The 21,440-nt window shown below is 69.4% G+C and carries 17 protein-coding genes; 1 reads left to right on the forward strand and 16 read right to left on the reverse strand.

All coding sequences use genetic code 11. The features are described 5' to 3' along the window. Positions 1-16 precede the first annotated feature (16 nt). From WME79_RS14185 to rpmH, 8 genes are all read right to left on the reverse strand, one after another. Complete coding sequence (locus WME79_RS14185; RefSeq protein ID WP_437535363.1) at positions 17-2,158, reverse strand: FHA domain-containing protein; 2,142 nt, start codon at positions 2,156-2,158, stop codon at positions 17-19. A 228-nt stretch (positions 2,159-2,386) separates the two neighbouring features. Continuing rightward, complete coding sequence (locus WME79_RS14190; protein ID WP_437535364.1) at positions 2,387-3,601, reverse strand: FHA domain-containing protein; 1,215 nt, start codon at positions 3,599-3,601, stop codon at positions 2,387-2,389. Between the two features lie 279 nt (positions 3,602-3,880). After that, positions 3,881-4,234 (reverse strand): 50S ribosomal protein L19, encoded by a 354-nt coding sequence (gene rplS / locus WME79_RS14195; RefSeq protein WP_012235149.1) that lies wholly within the window; start codon positions 4,232-4,234, stop codon positions 3,881-3,883. A gap of 303 nt (positions 4,235-4,537) precedes the next feature. Then, positions 4,538-5,101 (reverse strand): protein jag, encoded by a 564-nt coding sequence (locus WME79_RS14200; protein ID WP_231864816.1) that lies wholly within the window; start codon positions 5,099-5,101, stop codon positions 4,538-4,540. Continuing rightward, the gene (yidC, locus tag WME79_RS14205; protein WP_437535365.1) at positions 5,094-6,878 is read right to left on the reverse strand and encodes a membrane protein insertase YidC; all 1,785 of its coding nucleotides are present in this window, start codon (positions 6,876-6,878) and stop codon (positions 5,094-5,096) included. The genes WME79_RS14200 and yidC overlap by 8 nt, the downstream gene beginning before the upstream one ends. A 158-nt stretch (positions 6,879-7,036) precedes the next feature. Continuing rightward, positions 7,037-7,420 (reverse strand): membrane protein insertion efficiency factor YidD, encoded by a 384-nt coding sequence (gene yidD / locus WME79_RS14210; RefSeq protein WP_437535366.1) that lies wholly within the window; start codon positions 7,418-7,420, stop codon positions 7,037-7,039. A 71-nt stretch (positions 7,421-7,491) separates the two neighbouring features. Continuing rightward, positions 7,492-8,037, reverse strand: a complete 546-nt coding sequence (rnpA, locus tag WME79_RS14215) for a ribonuclease P protein component (protein WP_437535367.1) — start codon at positions 8,035-8,037, stop codon at positions 7,492-7,494. 10 nt (positions 8,038-8,047) lie between these two features. Then, positions 8,048-8,197 carry a 50S ribosomal protein L34 gene (gene rpmH, locus WME79_RS14220; RefSeq protein WP_012235155.1) on the reverse strand — a complete coding sequence of 50 codons (150 nt, stop codon included), beginning with the start codon at positions 8,195-8,197 and terminating at the stop codon, positions 8,048-8,050. A 331-nt stretch (positions 8,198-8,528) separates the two neighbouring features. Here rpmH and WME79_RS14225 point away from each other — a divergent pair, with 331 nt between their 5' ends. Then, complete coding sequence (locus tag WME79_RS14225; RefSeq protein WP_437535368.1) at positions 8,529-10,214, forward strand: OmpA family protein; 1,686 nt, start codon at positions 8,529-8,531, stop codon at positions 10,212-10,214. Between the two features lie 278 nt (positions 10,215-10,492). Here WME79_RS14225 and WME79_RS14230 read toward each other — a convergent pair whose 3' ends face one another. From WME79_RS14230 to WME79_RS14265, 8 genes are all read right to left on the reverse strand, one after another. Continuing rightward, the gene (locus tag WME79_RS14230; RefSeq protein ID WP_437535369.1) at positions 10,493-12,649 is read right to left on the reverse strand and encodes a thioredoxin domain-containing protein; all 2,157 of its coding nucleotides are present in this window, start codon (positions 12,647-12,649) and stop codon (positions 10,493-10,495) included. 59 nt (positions 12,650-12,708) lie between these two features. Then, positions 12,709-14,022 carry a beta-ketoacyl-[acyl-carrier-protein] synthase family protein gene (locus WME79_RS14235; RefSeq protein ID WP_437535370.1) on the reverse strand — a complete coding sequence of 438 codons (1,314 nt, stop codon included), beginning with the start codon at positions 14,020-14,022 and terminating at the stop codon, positions 12,709-12,711. 33 nt (positions 14,023-14,055) lie between these two features. Further along, on the reverse strand, positions 14,056-14,931 hold the full coding sequence (locus WME79_RS14240) for an acyl-ACP desaturase (protein ID WP_437535371.1): 876 nt from the start codon (positions 14,929-14,931) through the stop codon (positions 14,056-14,058). Continuing rightward, on the reverse strand, positions 14,928-15,179 hold the full coding sequence (locus WME79_RS14245) for an acyl carrier protein (RefSeq protein ID WP_437535372.1): 252 nt from the start codon (positions 15,177-15,179) through the stop codon (positions 14,928-14,930). Before WME79_RS14245 ends, WME79_RS14240 begins: the two co-directional genes overlap by 4 nt. Before the next feature lie 3 nt (positions 15,180-15,182). Then, complete coding sequence (locus WME79_RS14250; RefSeq protein WP_437535373.1) at positions 15,183-16,067, reverse strand: class I SAM-dependent methyltransferase; 885 nt, start codon at positions 16,065-16,067, stop codon at positions 15,183-15,185. Continuing rightward, entirely contained in the window at positions 16,054-17,841 is a 1,788-nt protein-coding gene (locus WME79_RS14255) for a fatty acyl-AMP ligase (protein ID WP_437535374.1), read from the reverse strand. Before WME79_RS14255 ends, WME79_RS14250 begins: the two co-directional genes overlap by 14 nt. Before the next feature lie 648 nt (positions 17,842-18,489). After that, complete coding sequence (locus tag WME79_RS14260; RefSeq protein WP_437535375.1) at positions 18,490-19,566, reverse strand: DUF4340 domain-containing protein; 1,077 nt, start codon at positions 19,564-19,566, stop codon at positions 18,490-18,492. 27 nt (positions 19,567-19,593) lie between these two features. Continuing rightward, positions 19,594-21,435 (reverse strand): GldG family protein, encoded by a 1,842-nt coding sequence (locus tag WME79_RS14265; RefSeq protein WP_437535376.1) that lies wholly within the window; start codon positions 21,433-21,435, stop codon positions 19,594-19,596. Positions 21,436-21,440: the final 5 nt, after the last annotated feature.

Below are 21,440 nucleotides of genomic sequence, written 5' to 3' on the forward strand. Positions count from 1 at the left end.
ACGGGCCCCGGACACGCTACTCCAAACGGACGCTGAACTCGACGGGGCCGAACCGCAACGACGCGCCGGGCGGCACGAGCGTCCACACGGCCGCGGCGATGCGCTGGCCGTTCACGTAGGTCCCGTTGTTGGAGTTCTCGTCCCGCACGAACAGCTGGCCGGCCTCGAGCTTCACGCTCGCGTGGGTGCCGGACACGCGCGGCTCCGACAGGGCGATCAGGCACGAGGCGCCGTCGCGCCCGGCGCGCACCTCGGCGCCGGGGTGCACGGTGAAGATGCCCGCCGGGCCCGAGAGCGTCGCCCGGCTGGCCCCGCCCATCGGAGGCCCCATCATCGGCCCGCCGCCATAGCCGAAGTCGCCCGGCGGCGGCGGCGCGGGGGCGTAGGGCGGAGGCGGCCCGCTCCCCGCCACGATGGGCCTCGGGGGCGCGGCCGCCACGGTGCCGCCGCGTCGCTTCCCGCCGCCGCGGAAGATGGAGACGAGCAGCAGCACGATGACGACGCCGCCGAAGGTCACGCCGCCGATGAGCAGGTACGGCAGCGGCGCCTCCTTCGCCTTCAGCGTGAGGATCTTGTCGGCCGTGACCGCGCTCGTCCGCCGCGCCTGGTTGTCATAGATGACGAGGCGCGCTGTCATCTGATCGCCCTTGCCGACGAGGAACTTGTCGGTGTCCCCGGGGAGCTCGAACTCGACGACGCTGTCGCCCGCCGTGATCGCCTTGCCGCGCATCCCGGCCTCGATCAGCGTCCGCTGGGCCTTCTTGGCGTCCTCGAGGTTCCCGCCTTGGAGCGACTGCGGCGCGGCCTGGTTCTTCGGGAGCATGTAGATCTCGGCCCGCTGCGCGTTGCCGCCCCAGCAGAAGTTGCCGAAGATCTTCACCGTGCCGCCGGGGTAGAGCGGCGTCTTCTTCGCCGCGCGGTCGGTCGCCTCCCGGTCGATGTCGAGCGGCCACGCGGTCGGATCAACCCCGAGGGGTACGTTCTGGAACGTGGCGTCGCCCGCGATGGGCGGATCCGTGTTGATGAAGGCGAGCTTGAACGTCTGGGTCATGCTCGGCGCGACGCACGAGACCCGCCACTTCACGATGTGCATCTTGTTGAAGCGGGTGCGGATCGCGTTGACGAGGTTGGCCGCGCGCCGCTGCTGACCGTCGCGCACCACGCTGAAGAAGCCGCCGATCTCGGTGTTCGCCATCGCCTCCATGAACTCGCGCGAGTTCGCGGAGAACTCCTCGACGAGCCGGCTCGGGAACCAGATCGAGATGATGGGCACCGGCGTCTTGGGCAGGACGTCGTTGTTCTCGAACCGCCCCGCCGTCAGGAACTTCCGGAGCTCGTTCGACGCGGCGGCGTTCGACGTCGGGTCCGCGCCTGCGGAGCCGTTCGAGAGGACGACCATCGCCTGGTGCATCGGCACCGTGACGCCCTGACCTGCGTTGCCGAGCTCCTTGAACGCGTCGGTCGCGGCGTTCTTGATGATCGTGAAGAGCGGCCGCGTGCGGCCCTGCGTCGGGTAGGTGCGCGCGACGCCGGCGATCGATTGCGCCGCCGCCTGCTTGTTGCTCACCCACTTCGAGTCCTCGACGATGCCGCGATCGTTGAAGAACATCACGTCGACGATGTCGTTCGGCTGCATCGCGTTGACGAACGCGCTCGCGACCGCCTTCGCCTCGTCGAAGCGGTTGCCCATGCTCGACGCGGCGTCGATCAGGATGAGCCACGCCGTCCCGACGCCCGGCTGACCGGCGCTGTCACCCCACCGCGCCTTCGACTCGAACTTCGCCGGCAGATCGGTGCCGTCGACGGTGACCGAGAGGATCGCGTTCTTGTCCGGGAAGTCGAACGACGAGTAGAGCGCCGACGGCTGCTCGAGCGCGTCGGCGACGCAGTCGAGGTTCGCGTCGCCCGTCAGCGCGGCGCAGTTGCGGGTGATGTCGCTGAGCCGCTTGTTCTGCACGACCTCGAGCACGGTCGTGAGCACGGGCGAGCCGTCCGCGGTGCTCGCGCGCGGGTCGATGCGGAGTATGTGCGATTCGGGAGCGGCCTCGGCGCGGCGCTGCCCGGCGAGGAGCGCGAGGATCGCGGCCGCGAGAGCGAGGAGCGGTGCGCAGCGCAGGGCCTTGCCCCCGCGCCTGCCGCGACGGGCGGAGGCGCTCATGGAGTGGATCGGGCGAGTCGCGTCATGAGAGGGAGTCATGCGTGGGGATCTCCAGCGGGCGCGAGGGAGCAGAGGAGCGCTCTCCGCGCGAGCGGGGCGGCCGCCGCGCGCTGGCGGCGGCTATCCGGTTGGTTTTCACGCAGCCTGGCCGGGGCGCCAGGTGCCGGTCGAACGTCGCGGGGGAAGGGGGCCAGGCTCGGCAACGCCTCTCCTCGTGCGATGGGCCCGTCAGGCCCGCGCGGCCACGCTGAGCAGGATGACGCTGAACCCGCCGAAGCGGATCTTGTCGCCATCGCGCAGCTCGCGTCGGCCCTGGAAGCCTATCGCCTCCTCGTTGTGGAACGTCCCGTTGGTGGATCCGAGGTCGGCGAGGACGAGCCGACCGCCGTCGACCTCGACCGTCGCGTGATGCGTCGAGGTCGTCCCGTGCGCTATCTCGATGTCGACCTTCTGCCCTGTCTCGGCGCGGCCGACGACGTTTTTGCCCTGCCAGAGCGGCCAGAACCTGCCGAGCGCGTCGTCCTGGAAGCTGACGAGGAAGCCGGCGAGGGCGCGGCGGCCCTCCTGCCCCACGGCCCTCGGCGGCGCCGGCGTCGGCGGGCGCACCGCGGGAGGAGGCGGGATGTACGCGGGCGGCGGGCCCGGCGGGGCGAGGTTCTGCTGAGGCTGCGGCGGCTCGCCGTAGGCTCCGCTGCCGCTCACTTGCGGCATCGGCGGCGGCGCGGACGCGCCTTGCTGGTTGGGCGCATAGGCCGTCTGGTTGAAGGGATCGCCGCTCATCTGGATGCCGTCGAGGGCGATCGGGTGGCCTCCCTCCATGCAGAACGAGCCGCCCGCCGGGATCGCGTGCCCCTGCACGCAGCGCGCGCCCTGCGGCTGCGGGGGCGGGCCGAAGCCGGGCTGCGGGGGCGGGCCGAAGCCGGGCTGCGGGGGCGGGCCGAAGCCGGGCCGCGGGAGCGGAGGGCCGGGATAGCTGCCCTGCTGCTCCGGGAAGCTCGGAGCCGAGCCGTAGCCGCCGCCCGGTGCGCCAAAGACCGGCGGCTCCGGCGGGAACGGCGGCGGTTTCAGCGGTACCGGAGGAGGCGGCTGGGGCGCTCCGTAACCGCCAGGTTGCGACCCGAAGGCAGGTTGCGACCCGAAGGGCGGAGGCGGACCGAAGCCGGCCGGGCCGCCCTCGGGCGGCGGCGGGAACCCGGGAGGCGCGCCCGGAGGAGCCCCGAAGGGCGCCGGCGGGGGCGGACCAAAACCGCCGCTCGGCGAGCCATAGTTCGGGGGGGGCTCGGGGGGCGCCCCGAAGCCCGGAGCAGGAAACGGCGGAGGAGGAGGCGGCGGCGGAGGCGGAGCCCCGAACGCTCCAGGCCCGGACGGGGTGAGCGGCGAGGCGCACACAGCGCAGAATTTATCGGCGGGGGTCGCGGGCGCACCGCAACGCGGACAGAGCATGGTGATCCTTCTCGGGTTTCGCGGCGCTGGGGCACCGCCGCCGCGAGCATACCGTGGCCGCTCGGCCGAGGATCAAGGAAGAAGTATGCGGGAACCCTTGCTATACGCCGGCAACGCGGTGCGTGCGCGCGCATGCACACGCCGGCGTCCAGTGCGCAGCTGCTTCCGCGCTGCGCCATGGTTGCGCGCGCGCGCGATCGAAGCAGGGAGCCGGCTGTCCCCCTGACAATCTGCTCTGCGGGAGCGCTCTCCGAGCGGCCGGGGTGCCGGCCGGCGGGATCAATCCTTTGCGTCGCGGACGCGGGCGGCCTTGCCTGCCAGGTTGCGCAGGTAGAAGAGCCGCGAGCGGCGGACCACGCCACGCGAGACGATCTCGACCTTGTCGATGCGGGGGCTGTGGAGGAGGAACATGCGCTCGACGCCGACCGTGAAGCTCACCTTGCGCACGGTGAAGGTGCTCCGGACCCCGGCACGGTGGCGCTTCAGCACGACACCCTGGAACACCTGGATGCGCTCCTTCTCGCCCTCGACGATCCGGTAGTGGACGCGCACCGTGTCGCCGACCCGGAAATCCGGGATCCCCTCGCGGAACAGGGGAGCTTCGATCTTCGCGAGGATGTTCGAGGTCTGCATGGTCGGTCAATCCTTCAAAGGGTCGGGGATCCGTCTTCACGGTCCCGTGCCCGTGCTCAAGGGGGCTGGGCCGCCGCCGTTCGTGGACTGCGTCCGGCGGAGCGGGGGCCGCGCGGCCCTCGTGCTTCACGCGATGAACGCAGACGGAACCCGGTTGCGGTTCCGGGAGAACATGAGCGCGTGCCCGCGCACCTCCCCGGGGGGTACCGGAGAGGTGCGGCATTATGCATGCGGGCGATCCGGTGTCAACGCCGGCAGCGGCGCAGTCGCTCTTGAGGCGCGCTCCGTGCCGGGCCTTCTGCCTCAGCGGCGGACGGGGATGATCTGCACGCGGCGGGCCTCTCCCTCGCCGTCGCTCTTGGTGACGACGCCGGGGAACTTCGCCAGCGCGAGGTGGACGACGCGGCGGTCCTGCGGGTTCATGGGCTCGAAGGTGATGATCTTGCCCTCCTCGACCGCCTGCTTGCCCAGCCTGCGCGCCATGGAAGAGAGCGTGTCCTCGCGCCGCTGCCGGTAGCCCTCGGCGTCGATGATCACGTGACGCCGCTTCTTGCCCGGCCGGTTGATCACGCGGTTGGCGAGGAACTGCAGCGCCGAGAGCGTCTGCCCCTTCTTGCCGATCACGCGGCCCGCGTCCTTCCCCTCGATCTCGAGCCGGATCTCCTCGGGCGGATCCTCCTCCTCGTTCTCGAGGAGGTCGACGGTGCAGTCCATGCCCATCGCCGCGAGCACATCGATGACGAAGTCGAGCGCGACGTCGGCGCGCCCGTCCTCCTCGAACTCGGCCGCGTCGCCAGCGCCCTGCGCCTCCGCATCGACATCGACGTCCGCCGCGTCGATTCCCCTTTCGGCAACTTCACTATCCACGGACACGTGCTTTTCCCTTTCCGAGAGCAGGGGTCGACTTGTCGTCGTCGCCCGGAGTCTTCTTCATCGCGGATTGGGGCTCCGCGCTCGCGATCTCTCGCACCTGGATGCCGCCGGCTCGTTCGTTCTTCGCCTTCAGGTAGCGCTCGACGAGCAGCTGCTGCCCGATGCCGAGCCAGGTGTTCGTCAACATGTAAACGCCGAGGCCGGCCGGGAGGAAGAGCATCATCGCGGTGAAGATGCCGGGCATCAGGTACATCATCATCTTCTGCTGCGCCGGGTCGCCCTGCGGGGGCATGAGCCTTTGCTGGATGAAGCTCGAGCCGCCGAGGACGATGGGAATGATGAAGTACTTTCCCGGGGCCGACAGGTCCGGAATCACGGGGCCGAACGGGGTGTGGTAGAGCTCCACCGCGGTCTGGAGCGCGGTGTAGAGGGCGAACCATACCGGCATCTGGAGCAGCATCGGGAAGCAGCCGATGACCGGGTTCGCGACCTTGTTCTTGCGCCAGAGCTCCTGCATCGCGATGCCGCGCTGGGCGGCGTCGTCCTTGTACCTCGCGTTGATCTCATCCATCTCCGGCTTGAGCTTGCGCATCGCCGCGGCGCTCTTGATCTGCTGGATGCTCAGCGGGAAGAGCAGGAGCCGGACCGTGATGGTGAGCAGGACGATCGCCCACCCCCAGCTGCCGACGGCGCGGTGGAGGACATAGAGGTACGAGACGAGGAGCTTCGCGATCGGCGAGAACCAGCCGAGGTTGATGACCTCGCTCGCCCCGTGATCGACGGCGGCGAGCAGATCGCGCTCCTTCGGCCCGGTGAAGGACAGGAGCTTGTAGGTCACCGCGCCGCCGGGCGCGAGCTCGTGCTCCGGATAGGCGAGCCGCGCGCGATAGACATGCCCGTAGTTCGGGTCCTTGCCTTTGTCCTGAAACTTCGATGAATCCCAGATGTCTTCGATCTGCGTCTCGGCTGTAGGCTGCCCTGGCCCTTCCAGTGGGATCGCGATCTTGCTGAAGTAGCTGCTCGAGACAGCGGCGAACCGCCCGTTGCCCGGGGTGCGCCGCCAGCGCTCGGCGGTGAACTCCGGGTCCTTGAAGTCGCCGGGCTCGAAGGCGTCGGGGTGCTGACGCTCGGTCTTCTGGTCGGTCGCGGCGACCGTCTCGGTGATCCACTCCGAGATCAGGCCGAGATGGCCCTCCGTCTCCTTCTGGGTTCGCCACGACGTCTGCTCGACGGCGAGCCGGTGCTTGCGCGGCTCCTGCGAGAGGTTCTCGACCGTCATCTGCACCGAGAGCTCGAAGGGACGTCCCGTGGCTGCGACGACCTTGGTGAGCCTCGTCGCGTCGTCGGCGTAGGTGAACGTGCAGCTCTTGCCGTCCTGCGCCGAGAGCTTCCAGTCGAGATCGTCGAACGGCACCTGCGGCGCGCTGCCGCCAGGCAGGCGCAGATCCGTCCTGAGAGGCATCCGCGACTCGAGCGAGGTCGTGACCAGGTCCATCGGCCTGCGCTCGCCGTTCCCCGTCGTGTATTTCGGGTCCGTCATCCAGAGGTGCCGGAGCGACCCGCCGTGCGTCGACAGCTCAGCCTTGAAGCGATCTCCGTCGATGACGCACGTCTCCGCTGGCGCGCGCTCGGCGGGGGCCGTGCTGTCGATGACGTCGAGCGGCTGCAGCTGCGGCGCGCTATGGCCGAAGAGGAGCGGCTTGCCGAACTGGAAGAACAGGATGATGGCGAGGCCGAGGAACAGCCATTTGGCGATATTGCTGCGTTCCATGAAGTCCTTCGTCGATCCCAGGATCTCGAGCCGCGCCCTTCGCTGCGGGCGTCTCGTGACGCCTCACGAGGCTGCCCAGGGTCGCTCCGTGCGAGCTTCGCTCCGCGGCGTGTCGGGCGCCGTGCCGCAGAGGGGGCCTTGTCGATGGCCGAGCGGGATTAGTCCATGAGGGTGACCCGGCCGCTGAAGCCCGCTCGACAAGGGGATGAGGCGTGCGAGGCGAGCTCCGCGCCAGTAGACGAACAGCGTGTCGTATCCCGCGGGTCAGCGTCCCGTTGCCGCGGCATCCGAGCAGCCGCGGCACGGCGCAGACGAGGTGGTGGCGGAGGGTCGAACCCGCCTGGATGAAACGGGTGACACCTACACAGTCGCTTGAGCGAAAGCAAGCTCCCCCGGAGCGCCCCGTGGTCCACGATGCAGGCGGCGGCGTAGCGCGAGCAGGAGGGCTCGAACCGACAGACCGGGCCCATCAACGCCACGATGAGCCTGGAGAGCGTCATCTGGTAGGCGCGGATCAGCGCGAGGAGGAGCTTCGCCAGCATGCGGTGAGCCGTGAGAGAGCGAGGAGCTTGGGGCCCAGCGCACCACGGCGCAAGGTATGCCGCGCCATCTTCTAGCTGTCGGTCGGGTCGGTCTGGCCTGACACGGGCGCTGCCGGATCGCCTGCGCTGCGCTCGGCCATGACCTCCGGTCGCGCGCGCGGCGCGGCGGTGAGCGCCTCCCTCGCCCGGCGGCGGAGCACCGGCACCACGCCCCGCAGCTCCGCGAGGACGTCATCGAGGCCGAGCGAGCCGGCACCAGTGCGGAGGATCACCACGATGTCGACGCGCTCCGGGAAGAGCTCCGGGAATCTCCGGAACGCCTCCCTGAGGAGGCGCTTCGCGCGGTTGCGCGCCACAGCGCCGCCCACCTTGCGCGAGGCGACGAGGCCCAGGCGAGGTGCCCTCGATGGGACAGGCGCGGCAGCGCTCTTCGTGCCGCGGTGGGCGCCGCCGCGAGCAGCGCCCTCGGTGGGGGCCGCGACGAGGATCAGCAGGTGGCGGGTGCTGACGCGATGACCACCGTTCTGAATGCGGACGAATTCTGCCCGCTTGCGAATGCGGCGCTCGCGCGGGAACGAGGAGGAGGACGCCGACGAGCGCGGGTGCGCTGGCGCCATCACCGCCGCGTTACTTCTTGTAGATGGTGGGTGCGAGCCGGGCGCGGCCCTTGCGGCGGCGGTTGTTGATGACCTTGCGACCGCCGGCGGTCGCCATACGCGCACGGAAGCCGTGGGTCCGGGCGCGGCGGGTGTTATGGGGTTGGTAGGTGCGCTTCATGGCTGGTGGTCCCTCGGTCTGGACCGCAAACGGCGGCATCCTGGCCGCACGTCAAGCGGGCGCGCAAGAAAGCACGACGTTTGGTCCAGGTCAACACCAGACGACGCGGTGACGCGCCGTTACGCGCGTTGCCCGGGTTCGCCGTTCTCTCTCACCTTTCTAGAGGCCTGGGTTAGCGTGTAGCCTCCGATCGACCGCGACGGCCGTTCAAAAGCGGGTCACAGGAGGGAATTTGACGCGCACCGGAGGACATGAGGGGGAAAAGCAGCACGCGCCCGCACGGGGCGTCAAGCGACGCGCGCTGGCGGCTGCTGCGGCGGGAGCCTTGTTCTTGAGCGCGCTCCCTGTGAGCGCGCAGACGAGAACGTTCTACCTGGACCGGCTCTACATGGCCGGCGCTCCCGACGACTCGATCGCGCTCTGGCGACCGCAGGTGGCGCCGGAGACGCGCTTCTTCGGGCAGTTCGGGCTCGGCCTCGGCCTCAATCCCTTCCGGGTCGAGAACATGCTGAACGACGAGCAGGCCGCGGGGCGGTTCAGCAGAGAACACGGCGCGCCGGTGTCCTCGCAGCTCATCGGCTACTTCAACGGGGGCGTCGAGCTCCTCGACCGCTTCTCGTTCCAGGTGGGGCTGCCGATCATCGCCCTCCAGACGAGCAACCCGACGAACGACCCGAGCGTCGCCGGCGCAGAGGACGCGGCGAGCCCGTCGACCACCGCGCTCATGGACATCCGGCTCGACGGGCGGGCGATCCTGTACCGCACCGAGGATCGCTTCTTCAAGCTGGGCGCCAACGCGACGGCGTGGGTGCCGACCGGCAGCAAGCTCTCGTTCTCGGGCGACAACGCCGCGAGCGCGATGATCGGGCTCTCGGGCGAGATCGATCTCAAGTCGATGTTCTTCGTCCTGAACACCGGGGTGCACTTCCGTCCGTACTCATCGCTCAACGACTTCGCCGTGACGAACGAGTGGCGGTGGGGGATCGGCGGCTTCCTCCCGCTGCGCAATGGGACGCTGCGGCTCGGCGCGCAGATCTTCGGATCGACCGGCCTCGGCCGGGGCACGACGTTCACCGGCGACAACACGCCGCTGGAGTGGATGGCCGAGGGGCGGCTCGCGCTCGATCAGCGGAAGAAGGGGTGGCTCGGGGTCGGCGCCGGAACGCGGCTGTCGGGCGGCTACGCGCCGGATTTCCGGATGGTCGCGGTCGTCGGCTACTCGTTCGGCATCAAGGATGTCGAGCCCGTGTCTCCTGGCAGGCGCTTCCAGGCGGTCCCGCCGCGCGCCGCGGATACGGACAAGGACGGGCTCCCGGATGACATCGATCTCTGCCCGACCGATCCCGAGGACGGCAAGCCGCCGAACCCCGACGATGGCTGCCCGGCGCTGCCCGATCGCGACGGCGACGGCATCCCCGACACAAGCGACAAGTGCCCGGATCAGCCCGAGGACTTCGACAAGATCAACGACGCCGACGGCTGCCCGGAGGACGACGCCGACGAGGACAGCATCCCGGACGCGAAGGACGCCTGCCCCAAGGAGCCGGGCCAGCCGAGCCCCGAGCCGACGAAGAACGGCTGCCCGCAGTTCATCCGTCGCATCACGGGGTCGAGCGAGATCCAGATCCTGAAGCAGGTCCAGTTCGCGACCGGCAGCGCGAGGATCCTGGCGAACAGCTACAGCATCCTCGACGAGGTCGTCCGGCTCCTCAAGGTGAACCCCGAGATCACGCTCGTCGCGATCGAGGGCCACACCGACAACCGGGGCTCGGACCAGCTCAACGAGAAGCTCTCGAACGATCGCGCTCACTCGGTCAGGACCTACTTGATCGAGCGGGGCGGCATCGATCCGGCGCGGCTCACGGCGGCGGGCTTTGGCCCGAAGCGGCCGATCGAGGACAACAACACCGAGGCCGGGCGCCAGAAGAACCGGCGCGTCGAGTTCCACATCCGCGAGAGCAACACGGGTGGGAACAAGGCCGGCGGCGATAAGGGTGGCGGCACCGTCACGCCGTAGTTGGGCCGTCCGGGCGGCGCGCGCGGGAGCCCTGCTGTGCGTGGTGCTCTCGTCGGCGTGCCGCCCTGAGCAGGGCACGCCCTACCGCTGCAGCTGCACCTTCGTCACGGACTTCGACGACGACTCGAGGCTCGACGTGGAGGTCTGCGCTCCGAGCGACGCCCGCGCCGAAGGCGTCGGACGTGGATGCGCGCAGACCCACGCGCCGGGCCCGGTGTCCGGATGCACCTGCGGAAGCGCCCCGGATCGCGGCCCGTGCGAGCTCAGCGCGTGCCGCGTTACCCCAGCAGCGCCTTGAGGTCGGCCGGCGTCGTGACGGGCGCCGAGCACGTCCGCCCGCGACACGCGTAGGCGACCGCCCCGCCAGGGCGCGCGGGCTTGCCCTCGGCGACGACCTTCACCGCCGCCGCGCTCTCCGGCCGAGCCGGATCCACGAGCGCGATCGCCCGGTTCGGCAGGTACGCCTTGAACGCCTCGCGCGCGAGCTCGGCTGCCGCCCCCGAGCCCGCCTCGCCGACCACCACGACCGTCACCCCACCGCGCGTCAGGCGGTCGAGCACGCACACGGTCTGGCCGAGACCGAAGGCGTTCTCGAGCGCCGTCGGCGCGAGGACGTCCAGCTGCCGCTCTGCCGGTGAGAGGTAACGCTCGTCGGCGATCTCGGAGAGGCGCAGGCAGAGGAGCGCCGCCATCGAGGCGGCCGAGGGCGCGGCCTGATCGTAGATGTCCTGCGTGCGCGCGATCAGCGCGTCGCCGTCGTCCGGCGTGAAGAAGAACCCGGGCGCGGCCTCGTCCCAGTGGTGCGCGATCATCGAGTCGGCGATCGCGCGCGCGACGCCGACGTAGCGCGGGTCGGAGGTGGCCTCGTACAGGTCGAGCGCCGCGTTCCCGAGGTACGCCTGGTCATCGAGGAACCCCGGCCGGACGTCGCCCAGGGCCGCGCCGGAGCCGCCCCGCTCGCTCTCGCTCTTCGCGCCTGCGGGCGCGCCGTCCTTGAGATAACGGCCGACGCGGCCGCCGCGGATGAGCTTCCGCTCGAGCAGCGCGAAGGCGCGCGCCGCGGCGTCGACCCAGGCGGGCTCGTCCAGCGCGCGGCCGGCGTCGGCGAGCGCCCCGATGAGCAGCCCGTTCCAGCTCGCGAGGACCTTGTCGTCGCGCGCCGGCCGAGGCCTCGCGTCGCGCGCCGCGAGCATCGCGACCCTGGCACGCGCGAGCGCCTCGCGGCACCGATCGAGGTGGGTCGAGGAGCCCCCTCCCGCGCCGTCGTCGATGACCGCCGCGGCCTGCTCGAGCGTGCGGTGCTGCGAGAGCACCGTCGCGCCGCTGTCCTCGAAGTTGCCCTCCTCGGTGATGCCGAAGACGAGGCGGGCCACGTCGTATGCGAGCTGATCCTCGCCGACGGCGGCGCGGAGCTGCTCGAGCGTCCACACGAAGAACTTGCCCTCGCTCCCCTCCGAGTCGGCGTCCTGCGAGGCGTAGAAGCCGCCCTCCGGGTCGCGCATCTCGGCGAACAGGTAGCCGACGATCTCGCGCGCCGTCTCGGCGTAGATCGGCTTCTTGAACGCGCGGAACCCGTCGGCGTAGAGGCGCAGGAGGAGCGCGTTGTCGTAGAGCATCTTCTCGAAGTGGGGCACGAGCCAGCGCTCGTCCGTGGAGTAGCGGTGGAAGCCGCCGCGCAGGTGATCCCAGATGCCGCCGTCCCGCATCCTGTCCAGCGTGAGCTCGACGCCCTCCGCCGCGACGCGATCGCCCTCCAGCACGCCGCGGCGGAGCAGCACGTCGAGCGCCATCGTGTTCGGGAACTTCGGCCGCGATCCGATGCCGCCGTGGCGGGGATCGAGGCGCGCGAGCAGCTGCCGCGACGCGCGCCGGAGCAGATCGGACGACGCGGGCGCGATGACGCCTGCAGCGCGCGCCGGCGCGCGCTGCGCGTGCGCGATGGCCTGGGTGATCTCCTGCGCCTGCTGCTCGACGTCGTCGCGCCGGTTCCTGAAGGCGTCGGCGATCTTGTCGAGCACCTTCGGGAAGCCGGGCATGCCGAGCGCGTCCTTCGGCGGAAAGTACGTGCCCGCGAAGAAGGGGCGCTGGTCCGGGGTGAGGAACACCGTCAGCGGCCAGCCGCCGCTCCGGCCCATGAGCTGCACGACGAGCTGGTAGATGTGATCGAGGTCGGGCCGCTCTTCCCGGTCGACCTTGATGTTCACGAAGAGGTCGTTCATGTGCCGGGCGATCGCCTCGTCCTCGAACGACTCGCGCTCCATCACGTGGCACCAGTGGCAGGCGGCGTAGCCGATGGACAGGAGGATCGGCTTGTCCTCTCGGCGAGCGAGATCGAGCGCCTCGGCGCCCCACGGGTACCACGCGACCGGGTTGTGCGCGTGCTGCAGGAGGTACGGCGACGACTCGCTCGCGAGCCTGTTCTTGTGGGCTGCCATGGGCCTCACGTAGAGCCGGGCGCGGGGGGCCGCCAGCCGTCCCGAGGTGGTCGCCGGCGCTACGCCCGCTCCAGCACCAGCGCGCAGTTGTGCCCGCCGAAGCCCGCCGAGCACTTCACCGCGTGACGCAGATCGACCGCCCGCCGCTCCCGCACGACGTCCAGGGTGCACTCCGGATCGAGCTCATCCACGTTGATCGACGGGTGCAGCAGCTGGTCGCGCAGCGAGCACACGACCGCGATCGTCTCGACGGCGCCGGCGCCGCCGAGCAGGTGCCCGATCATCGACTTCGTCGCCGAGATCGGGATGCGCGCGAGGCGCTCGCCGAAGACGCGCCGCAGCGCGAGCACCTCGGCGGCGTCGCCCTGCGGCGTCGAGGTCGCGTGCGGGTTGATGTAGCCGATCGCCTCCGGCGCCGTGCCCGCCCTGGCGAGGGCGCGCTGCAGCGCGAGCGCGAGCCCGAGCCCCCCCGAGTGCGGCCGCGTGAGGTGCTCCGCGTCCGTGGTCATCCCGAAACCGGCCACGACGGCGAGCGGCTTCGCGCCGCGCGCGAGCGCGTGCTGCTCCTCCTCGAGCACGAGCGCGCCTGCTCCCTCGCCCATCACGAAGCCCTGGCGGCGCCGGTCGAACGGGCGGCTCGCGCGCGCCGGGTCGCCGTCGACGGCCCTGGCGAGCGCCTTCGCATTGCCGAACCCGGCGACGGTGTTGAGCCGCGTCGCGGCCTCGGCGCCCCCCGCGACCATCACGTCGGCCTCGCCCGCCTCGATCATGAGGGCCGAGGTCGCGATCGAGTGCGTGCCCGTCGCGCACGCGCTCGCGAGGTTGTACGACGGCCCCATGAGCCCGTATCGCATGGCGATGAGCGCCGCGGCGCCGTTCGGCATGACCCCCGGGATGAAGTAGGGCGACACGGCCCGCGGGCCGCGCGCCGCGCTCCTGCCGACCTGCTCTTCGAAGATCTCGACCGAGCCCATGCCCGTGGACATCAGACACCCGACGCGGGTCCGGTCGAGGCCGCTCGCCGACGCCGCGGCGCCGAGCGGCGGCGCGCCTGCGCGCTCCGCAGCCTCGTCGTCCGCGGCAGGGGCGCGCTCGATCGGCACGATGCCGGCCTCGCGCAGCGCCTCCACAGCGGCCGCGAGGCTGAAGTGGGTCACGCGGCCATAGATCTCCGCCTCCTTGGGCGACAGGTACCTCCCGACGTCGAACCCCTTCACGCTGGCTGCGATGTCGCTGCGGAGCCTGTCGACGGGGAAATCGCGGATGTAATCCACGCCGGATCGGCCGGCGAGGAGGTTCTGCCAGGTGGTGGCGACGTCGTTGCCCAGCGGGCAAACGGCGCCGATCCCGGTCACGACGACGCGCCTTCGCATCGGACTGCTCGTTGGGGGAGGGAGGTGGAAGGTTCAGGCGGACAGCGCCTGGGGCGCAGTGTTGCCCAGGTTGGTAGCGCCTGCGAGGCCCTCGATCGAGGTGTCACGGCGCTCACCGCCGCGGCGCAGATCGAGCGCGGCGCGCTGGGCGGCGAGCATCTCGTGCCGGCCCACGCCGAGGTACTTGAGGATCGGCATGTAGACCTTCTGGATGAACACGTTCCGGTCGACGCCGGCCTCGCGCATCTTCAGGATGCGCGAGTCGTAGTCGGGGACGATCCCGACGCCCGGCATCTCGAAGTTCGCGAACACGTGCGCCATGTCCGCGAGCGTCCCCGGCCGGTCCTCCTCGAGCAGCACCTTGACGACGCTCTGGTAGAAGCGGCAATGGGCGATCTCGTCGCGGGCGATGTAGTCGTAGATCGTCCGCAGGCACTCGTCGCCCTCCGTCGCGGCCCGCTCCCGGTGCTTCACGTAGATGACGAACGTCGCCATCTCCTGCACGCAGCCGTAGAACGTCATCTGCCGCGGCGTGTGGAACGGGAGGTCCCACTTCTTCGCGAAGATCTGGTGCTGCAGATCGCTGAGCTGCTCCTCCGTGCGCTTGCCGGAGCGCAGGAGGTACTGCATCAGCGTGAGCGAGTGCTTCGACTCTTCATAGGCCCAGTTGGCCTGGAACCACGCCTGGCCGAAGTACTTCCGCACGAGGTTGATGCCGTTCGACACGTAGTCGGGCAGGTACATCTCGACCGAGCAGAAGGTCTCCGCGCAAAGGGCGAGCTCCTCGCTCGCGTCCTTGTTCACGCGCTCCCACGGGATGTCCTGGAAGACGTTCCAGCGGCGCTCGCGCTCCGCCTTCTCGAAGAACGTCATGTACTCCTGGAAGATCTTCTCCTCCAGCTGGCTCATACGATCGCCTCCAGCCGCTCTCCGACCTTCTTGCAGAGGTCGCCCACGGTGATGAGCTCGACCAGATCCTCGTCCGGAATCATGACCCCGAGCTCGGTCTCCATCTCTCCGACGATCTGCATCATCGAGAGCGAGTCGATGCCGAGCTCCGTGATCACGGAGGTCGCGGTGACGTTGGGGAACTCGCGCTTGTCCACCCGGGCGGCAACCGTCTTGAACATCTCGAGCAGATTGGTCTTGTCCGTCATGGTTCAGTCGATCCTGCGAAGCTCGTATTGAGCGAGGGAGCTGTAGTGCTTGTCGAACGCGTTCACGCACGTCGACAGGTAACGATCGTAGTCGTCGAAGACCTTGTCCCCCCACGTCGACCGGATGGTCTTCTCGTTCAGCTTGAGCCGGCGGAGCCACTCCGCGGTGGTGCGCTGGTAGTGCTCGCGCCGCGTGTTCACCTGCATCACCTCCCAGTAGGGGTTCGCCGCCTGGATGATGTCCTCGAGCCGAGGGTTCAGGCCGCCGGGGAAGATCTCCCGCGTGACGAAGTAGATGTCCTCCAGCTCTTTCCTCGTGCCGCCGGGGAGCCCGCCCCAGGGCGTCATCCGCGGCGTCCGGTTGCGGAGGATGGTCTGGAGGCCGAACCAGGCGCCCTTGTTCGTGAGCTCCCAGGCCTTCTTGAAGTAAGCCCGATAGATGTCGATCGCCTTGCCCTGGCGCGCCTCTTCCGGCGAGCACAGGTGATCGATCATGCAGATCGAGATGAGGCTGTCGAACCGCTCGGCCGTCGCGAAGGTCCGGAAGTCGCCGCCGACCACCTCGACGCCGGGGATCTTCCGGGCGTTCACCTCGGCGGCCTGCGCGGTGGACAGGGTGACGCCGACCGCGCGCGTCACGCCGCGCGTCGTGGCCACGTACTCGAGCGCCGCGCCCCAGCCGCAGCCGATGTCGAGCACCTTCTTCCCGGGCCCCGCCTTGGCGAAGTCCGACAGGATCCGGAGCTTGTTCAGCTGCGCGGCCTCGAGCGACTGCTCGGGGGACTCGTAGACGGCGCATGTGTAGTTCATGCGCTCGTCGAGCCAGAGCCTGAAGAACTCGTTCGAGACGTCGTAGCTGACCTCGACCTCGGCCTTACTGGATCCCATCGATGACTCCTTCGACACGTGCCGGGGCGCCGCCCGCGCGGCCCCCTTCGGTTCGCGACACAGGGCCGCCCGCGCGGCCCACGTCGCCATGGGGAGAGGGCGTCGCGCCCTCGTCAACGTCCGAGGCGACCTCGAGCTCGCCGTCCTCGAAGCGCCGCTTCATCTCGCGGCGCCGCACCTTGCCGCTCGACGTCTTCGCCAGCGTCCCCCGCTTGATCAGCGCGACCTCGGACAGCTGCACGCCGAGCTGGGCGCGCACGGCCTGGGTGATCGCCTGCGCGACGCCGGCGACGCTCCGCTTGGCCTCGGCGACGACGATCGCGCGCTCGGCCCCCTCGGCGGTGAGGCACGAGAACGCGACGCAGTGGCCATCGCGCACCCCCTCGACGGAGGACGCGATGCGCTCGATGTCCTGGGGGAAGTAGTTCTTGCCGCCCAGGATGATGAGATCCTTGGAGCGACCGCAGAGGTACACCTCGCCGGCGACGGTATAGCCGAGATCGCCTGTCCGCAGCCAGCCCCCTCCGAACGCCGCATCGGTCGCCTCGGGCTCGTTGAAGTAGCCGGCGGCGACGCTTGGGCCACGCACCCAGATCTCCCCGACCTCGCGCGGGCCGAGCGGCAATCCGTCGGGGCCCGCGATGATGAGCTCGTGGCAGGGGAGGGGGCGGCCGCAGGAGACGAGCTCCAGCGTCGCGCCGCCGTTCGCGGGCCGCGCCTTGCCGGCCTGCATCGCCTTCGCGTCCACGCGATCGGTGGTGAGCGGGGCCTTGAGGTCGCTGAACGTGATCGCCAGCGTGGCCTCGGCCATGCCGTACGAGGGAAGGATGCTCTCCGGGCGGAGCCCCCGCTCGCTGAAGCGGCGGAGGAACGCGCGGAGCACGTCGGCCTGGATCGGCTCGGCGCCGCACCCGAGCGCGCGCAGGCAGGAGAGGTCCCAGCTGCCCGCCTGCGCGTCGGTGACGGCGCGCGTGGCGAGGGCGAAGGCGAAGTTCGGGGCAAAGGTGATCGTGCCGCGGAACCTGTGGATCGCGTCGAGCCAGAGCGACGGGCGGCGGATGAACGCCGTCGTCGGCAGGAACATCACCGGCACGAGCGCGTAGAGCGGCGCGATGACGAAGCCGATGAGCCCCATGTCGTGGTAGAGGGGCAGCCAGCTGACGCCGCGATCTTCCGGGGTGGAGCGCAGCCCGTCGAACATGATGGCGTGGCTGTTCACCGTCAGGTTGCGGTGGGTCACCATCACGCCCTTCGGCCGCGAGGTGCTCCCCGACGTGAACTGCAGGAACGCGAGGTCGTCGAGGGACACGCGCCAGGGCTCCGCTGCGTCCGATGCGTCGAACGCCTCGAACCCATCGCGCGCGCGCAGGTCGCGCTCGAGGACGACGCGCAGCCCTGGCAGGGCCTCACGGCTCTCGCCGTTCGCCGCGAGGTAGGCGTCGATCATCTCCTTGAGCTGCTCGTTCGTGACGAGCACGCTGGCGCCTGACGCCTCGAGGATGTGCCGCACCGTCTCGCCGTACGCCTCGAGCTTGGCCAGCGACTGCGGCGGGTACATCGGGACGGCGACGATGCCTGCCGTCAGCGCGCCCACGAAGGTCAGGACGAACTCGTCGGCCTCCGTCAGGATCAGCGCGACGCGGTCGCCCTTGCGGAGCCCGAGCTTGCGAAGCGCGTAGGCCCGGCGCCTCGCCTCGAGCCAGAGCTCGGCGTAGGTGATCGCTCGCTCCTCCCCGGAGCTGCGAACGAACGTGACTGCGCGGTCGGCGTGCACCGAATTCTGCTGAAGGACTTCGACGAACGTGCGCATAGGCTCTCTGGCGGCTCAGGCCGGCCGGACGTCGTGATCCGTCCGATAAGGACAGCGGGGGGCCTGAGTGAGCGCAGCCATAAGCGAAAATCGAGCCAGGGCAAACAGAAAACACGGGAATCCAGGGTTTGAGCTTGATTCCGCCTTGTACGTCTCGGATTCGACCGGGCGCGACCGTCATAGGTGACGAAAAATCGTGCGCAGAGTGCGTCGAATATTCGTCACATCGGTCCCTGAGTGCGAATTGAGATTCGCGTGGCGCGGGAGCCACACCGGGCAGATTGCACCGACCCAGGTTGAGGTTTGCCGACCCAGGTTGAGGTGTGCCAGGTCTGCCGATGCCGACCCAGGTTGAGGTTGCCGACCCAGGTTGAGGCTGTCGGCACTGACCCAGGTTGAGGTTGCCGGCGCCGACCCAGGTTGAGGTTGCCGGCGCCGACCCAGGTTGAGGTTGCCGGCGCCGACCCAGTTTGAGGTTGCCGGCGCCGACCCAGGTTGAGATTGCCTGGTTGCGTCGGCGAGACGGCGACGTGGCTTCGGGCGGCGGGCGCACAAAATGCAAGGAGGCGCCGGTCTCCCAGCGCCTCCCGCTCTCACGCGCGACGTCGCCGGCTACTCGGCGTCGTCCAGGCCCATGTGGCCTGCCGCTTCATCTTCATGGGCGTCTTCGCCCTTCTTGTCGTCCTTCTTCTCGGCCTTCTCGAACTTCTTCGGCTCTGCGACAGCCCAGTCGGCCGACCACGACGAGAGGACATAGACCGTGCCGTCGCCGCCTTCCTTCGTGGCGTAGCGGCTCGACCCCTTCGCGGTCTTGCCCACCTTGACGGCGAAGTCGCCCGCGTTGTCCTTGAGCTTGATCGTGATGATGCCGCCGTTCGAGGCCGCCGCGTCGATCCCGGTGTCCGACTTCTCGTCGCCGAAGTCCTCTGCGTTGAGGTTCTTGTAGGCGCGCAGCAGGTCCTTCACCTTGGCCTCGTCGAACTTCTCCCACTTCGCCGAGGCGGCGCCCAGCTTGCCGCCCTTGTCGCGCTGAGCGAACGTGCCGGCCCACTTGTCGCCGTTCTTCGAGAAGCTGAACAGGCCGTTCTTGTTCTCGACCGAGACCTGGATAGCGTTCTCGTCCTCGAACTTGAGGATCGACGTCTCGCGCCAGTTCTTCGGCTCCCGCGTGTAGAGGTAGCTCGAGTAGCCGCCCGCGACGAAGACGCCGTCCTTCCCGTCGACGCGCGCCATCTGCCCGCGCGAGCCGCTCTTGCCGAAGTACAGGTCGAGCGCCTTCTCCTCGCCCTTGTAGGCGACGACGTGGACCGCCTTCTCGTCGGTGAGCTCGTACTGAGGGTACGTGCCGTTCGTCCGGTCGATGACCTCCTTCAGCTTGAGCTCCTTCAGGTTGTCGAGGAGGGTTCGCACGTTCGCCGCGTTCGCCTTGGCGTTGACGGGCTTCGTGACCTCCCACGTGTCGCCCTTCTTCTCGAGCGTCACGTCGGACTTGTCGGCGTTCTTGATCGCGATCTTCGTGACCTTCTCGACGTCTTCCTTCGAGACCCCCACCGTCGGCAGATCCGCCGTGGCGGCGGTCGCCGAGTGCGCGGCGAGCTCGTCCTTCTGCTTCTTCTGCGTGAAGTACACGCCGAGGCCGAGGAGCGCGAGGACGGCGAGGGCGATGTAGATTCTGTGCTCGGTCTTCATGGCTCTTTCACCCGTTGGGGCTCTGGCTCAGTCGAGCGTGATGTTCTCGCGGGCGCTCTCGCGACGCCGCCACCGGATGAGGCCGAACACGGCGAAGAGGGCCGCCGGCAGGAGCGTCAGCGTCCACTGCACGCGCTGCTGCACGGTCTTGCGCTCCGCCCGGTACTCCTCGGCCTTCTTGGCCAGCGTGGCCTCGTCGTCCGTGGCCTCCTGCTTCGGCTTCTCGATGCCCGCGTAGGTCAGGTTCGTCTCGCCGAACATCTTCGCGGTCGCGGCGAGCAGCGTGCTGTCCCCCGCCATCCAGTCGAGGGTGTTCTTGAACGCCAGGATGGTGGCGGTCAGGTACTTCTGCGCGTACGGCTGCGAGAGCATCAGGAGATCCTCGTCGCCGCCCATCCCGCCCATCATCGCCATCTGCGGCGGCATGGGGGGCGGGTTGCCGGAGCGCGCGAACGGGTTCGCGAGGAACTGCGACGCCGAGAGCACGAGGATCCGGCCCTTGTCCGCGCTCTCCGCGGGGGCGCTGATCCCGAGCCCCTCCTGGCCGCCAAAGGCGCTCTTCAGCTTGCCCTCGACCGTCACCGCGATCGCGCGCTGCGCGTACTCGCCCTTCGGCTTCCAGTCGGCCGAGAACTTCATGTCGATGGCCTCGGACACGTCGACCGTCGTCTTCGGCGTCGAGCGCGCGACGACCTTCATCGTCGCCTCGGGCTGCTTCTCCGGGTGCGGCACGAGGGTCGACGGGAAGGGGAAGGAGAGCTCGGGGAGGCGGAAGAAGCCGGGGAACGACGAGTCGAGGATCTGCTCCTTCTCGTCGAAGCGGCTGTCCTCCTGGAGCTGGAGGATGCCCGGCGCGCGGAACCACATCATCTGGCCCGATTGCGTCTGCACCGGGATCGCCATCGAGCGGCTCCAGTCGAGGATCGCCTCCTTCTTCATCTCGACGCCGTAGCCGTCGAGCAGCTTCTCGAGGCCCCAGGTGTTGAGCGACGCCTTCATCGCCGGATCGGACGCCTTGAGGTTCACCGCGCCGGCGAACACGGCGAGCGCCTTGTTGCCCAGCATCATGAACTGGTCGATGCGGCGCAGCTCCTTCTCGGTGAACTCCTTGCCCGGCTGCGTGATGACGAGGCCGGCGAGCTCCTTGTTGATCTCGCCGTCGCCGCCCTTCAGGTCGACGTCCTCGAACTTGTAGAACGGGAAGTGGTGCTCGAGCAGCGCGCGCATCGACGGGCCGCCCCGGCCGCCCTGCGACGCGACGAGGTTCGGGTCCGCCAGCTTGATCTCATCCTTGCCGGTCACGACGCCGATCTTGGTGTCGATGGCGTCCGCCTTGTCGCGGATCTCGCGGATGGTGTTCGTGATCCAGAACTCGAGGCCCTGCGCCTGGTCCGGCGAGAGCATCGGGATCGCCTCCTTCTCGCTGCCGTACTTGAAGGCGATGCCCATGAACCCGCGGGTGATCGTGGCCTGATCCTGGCCGGTCTCGCTCCCCTCGCCGAACGCGGCCTCCTGCAGGCCCGCCTCCTTGGCGGCGGCGCGCTGCTCGTCCGTCTTCGCCTCGATGATCGCGTAGTGGAGCTTGCCGTTCGAGGCCTGCTCGTACTCGTTCATGAGGTCGGTGAGGTCCTGGATGAACGCCTCGTGCTTCGGGAGCCCCCGGGTGACGTAGACGTCGATCTGGAGATCCTGCTTGAGCCCCTCGCGGACGAGGTGGGCCGAGCCCTTCGAGAGGGTGAACCTCTCGGTCTTCGTCATGTCGAAGCGCTTGTAGGCGCCGTACGAGATGACGTTGGCCACCACGAGGATGGCGGCCACGATGGCCAGGTAGACGCCTGTCTGCGTCGCGGCTTTGGCTTTCCGTTCCATGGTTG

This window comes from Sorangium sp. So ce726, from assembly GCF_051521405.1.
GTDB lineage: Bacteria > Myxococcota_A > Polyangia > Polyangiales > Polyangiaceae > Sorangium.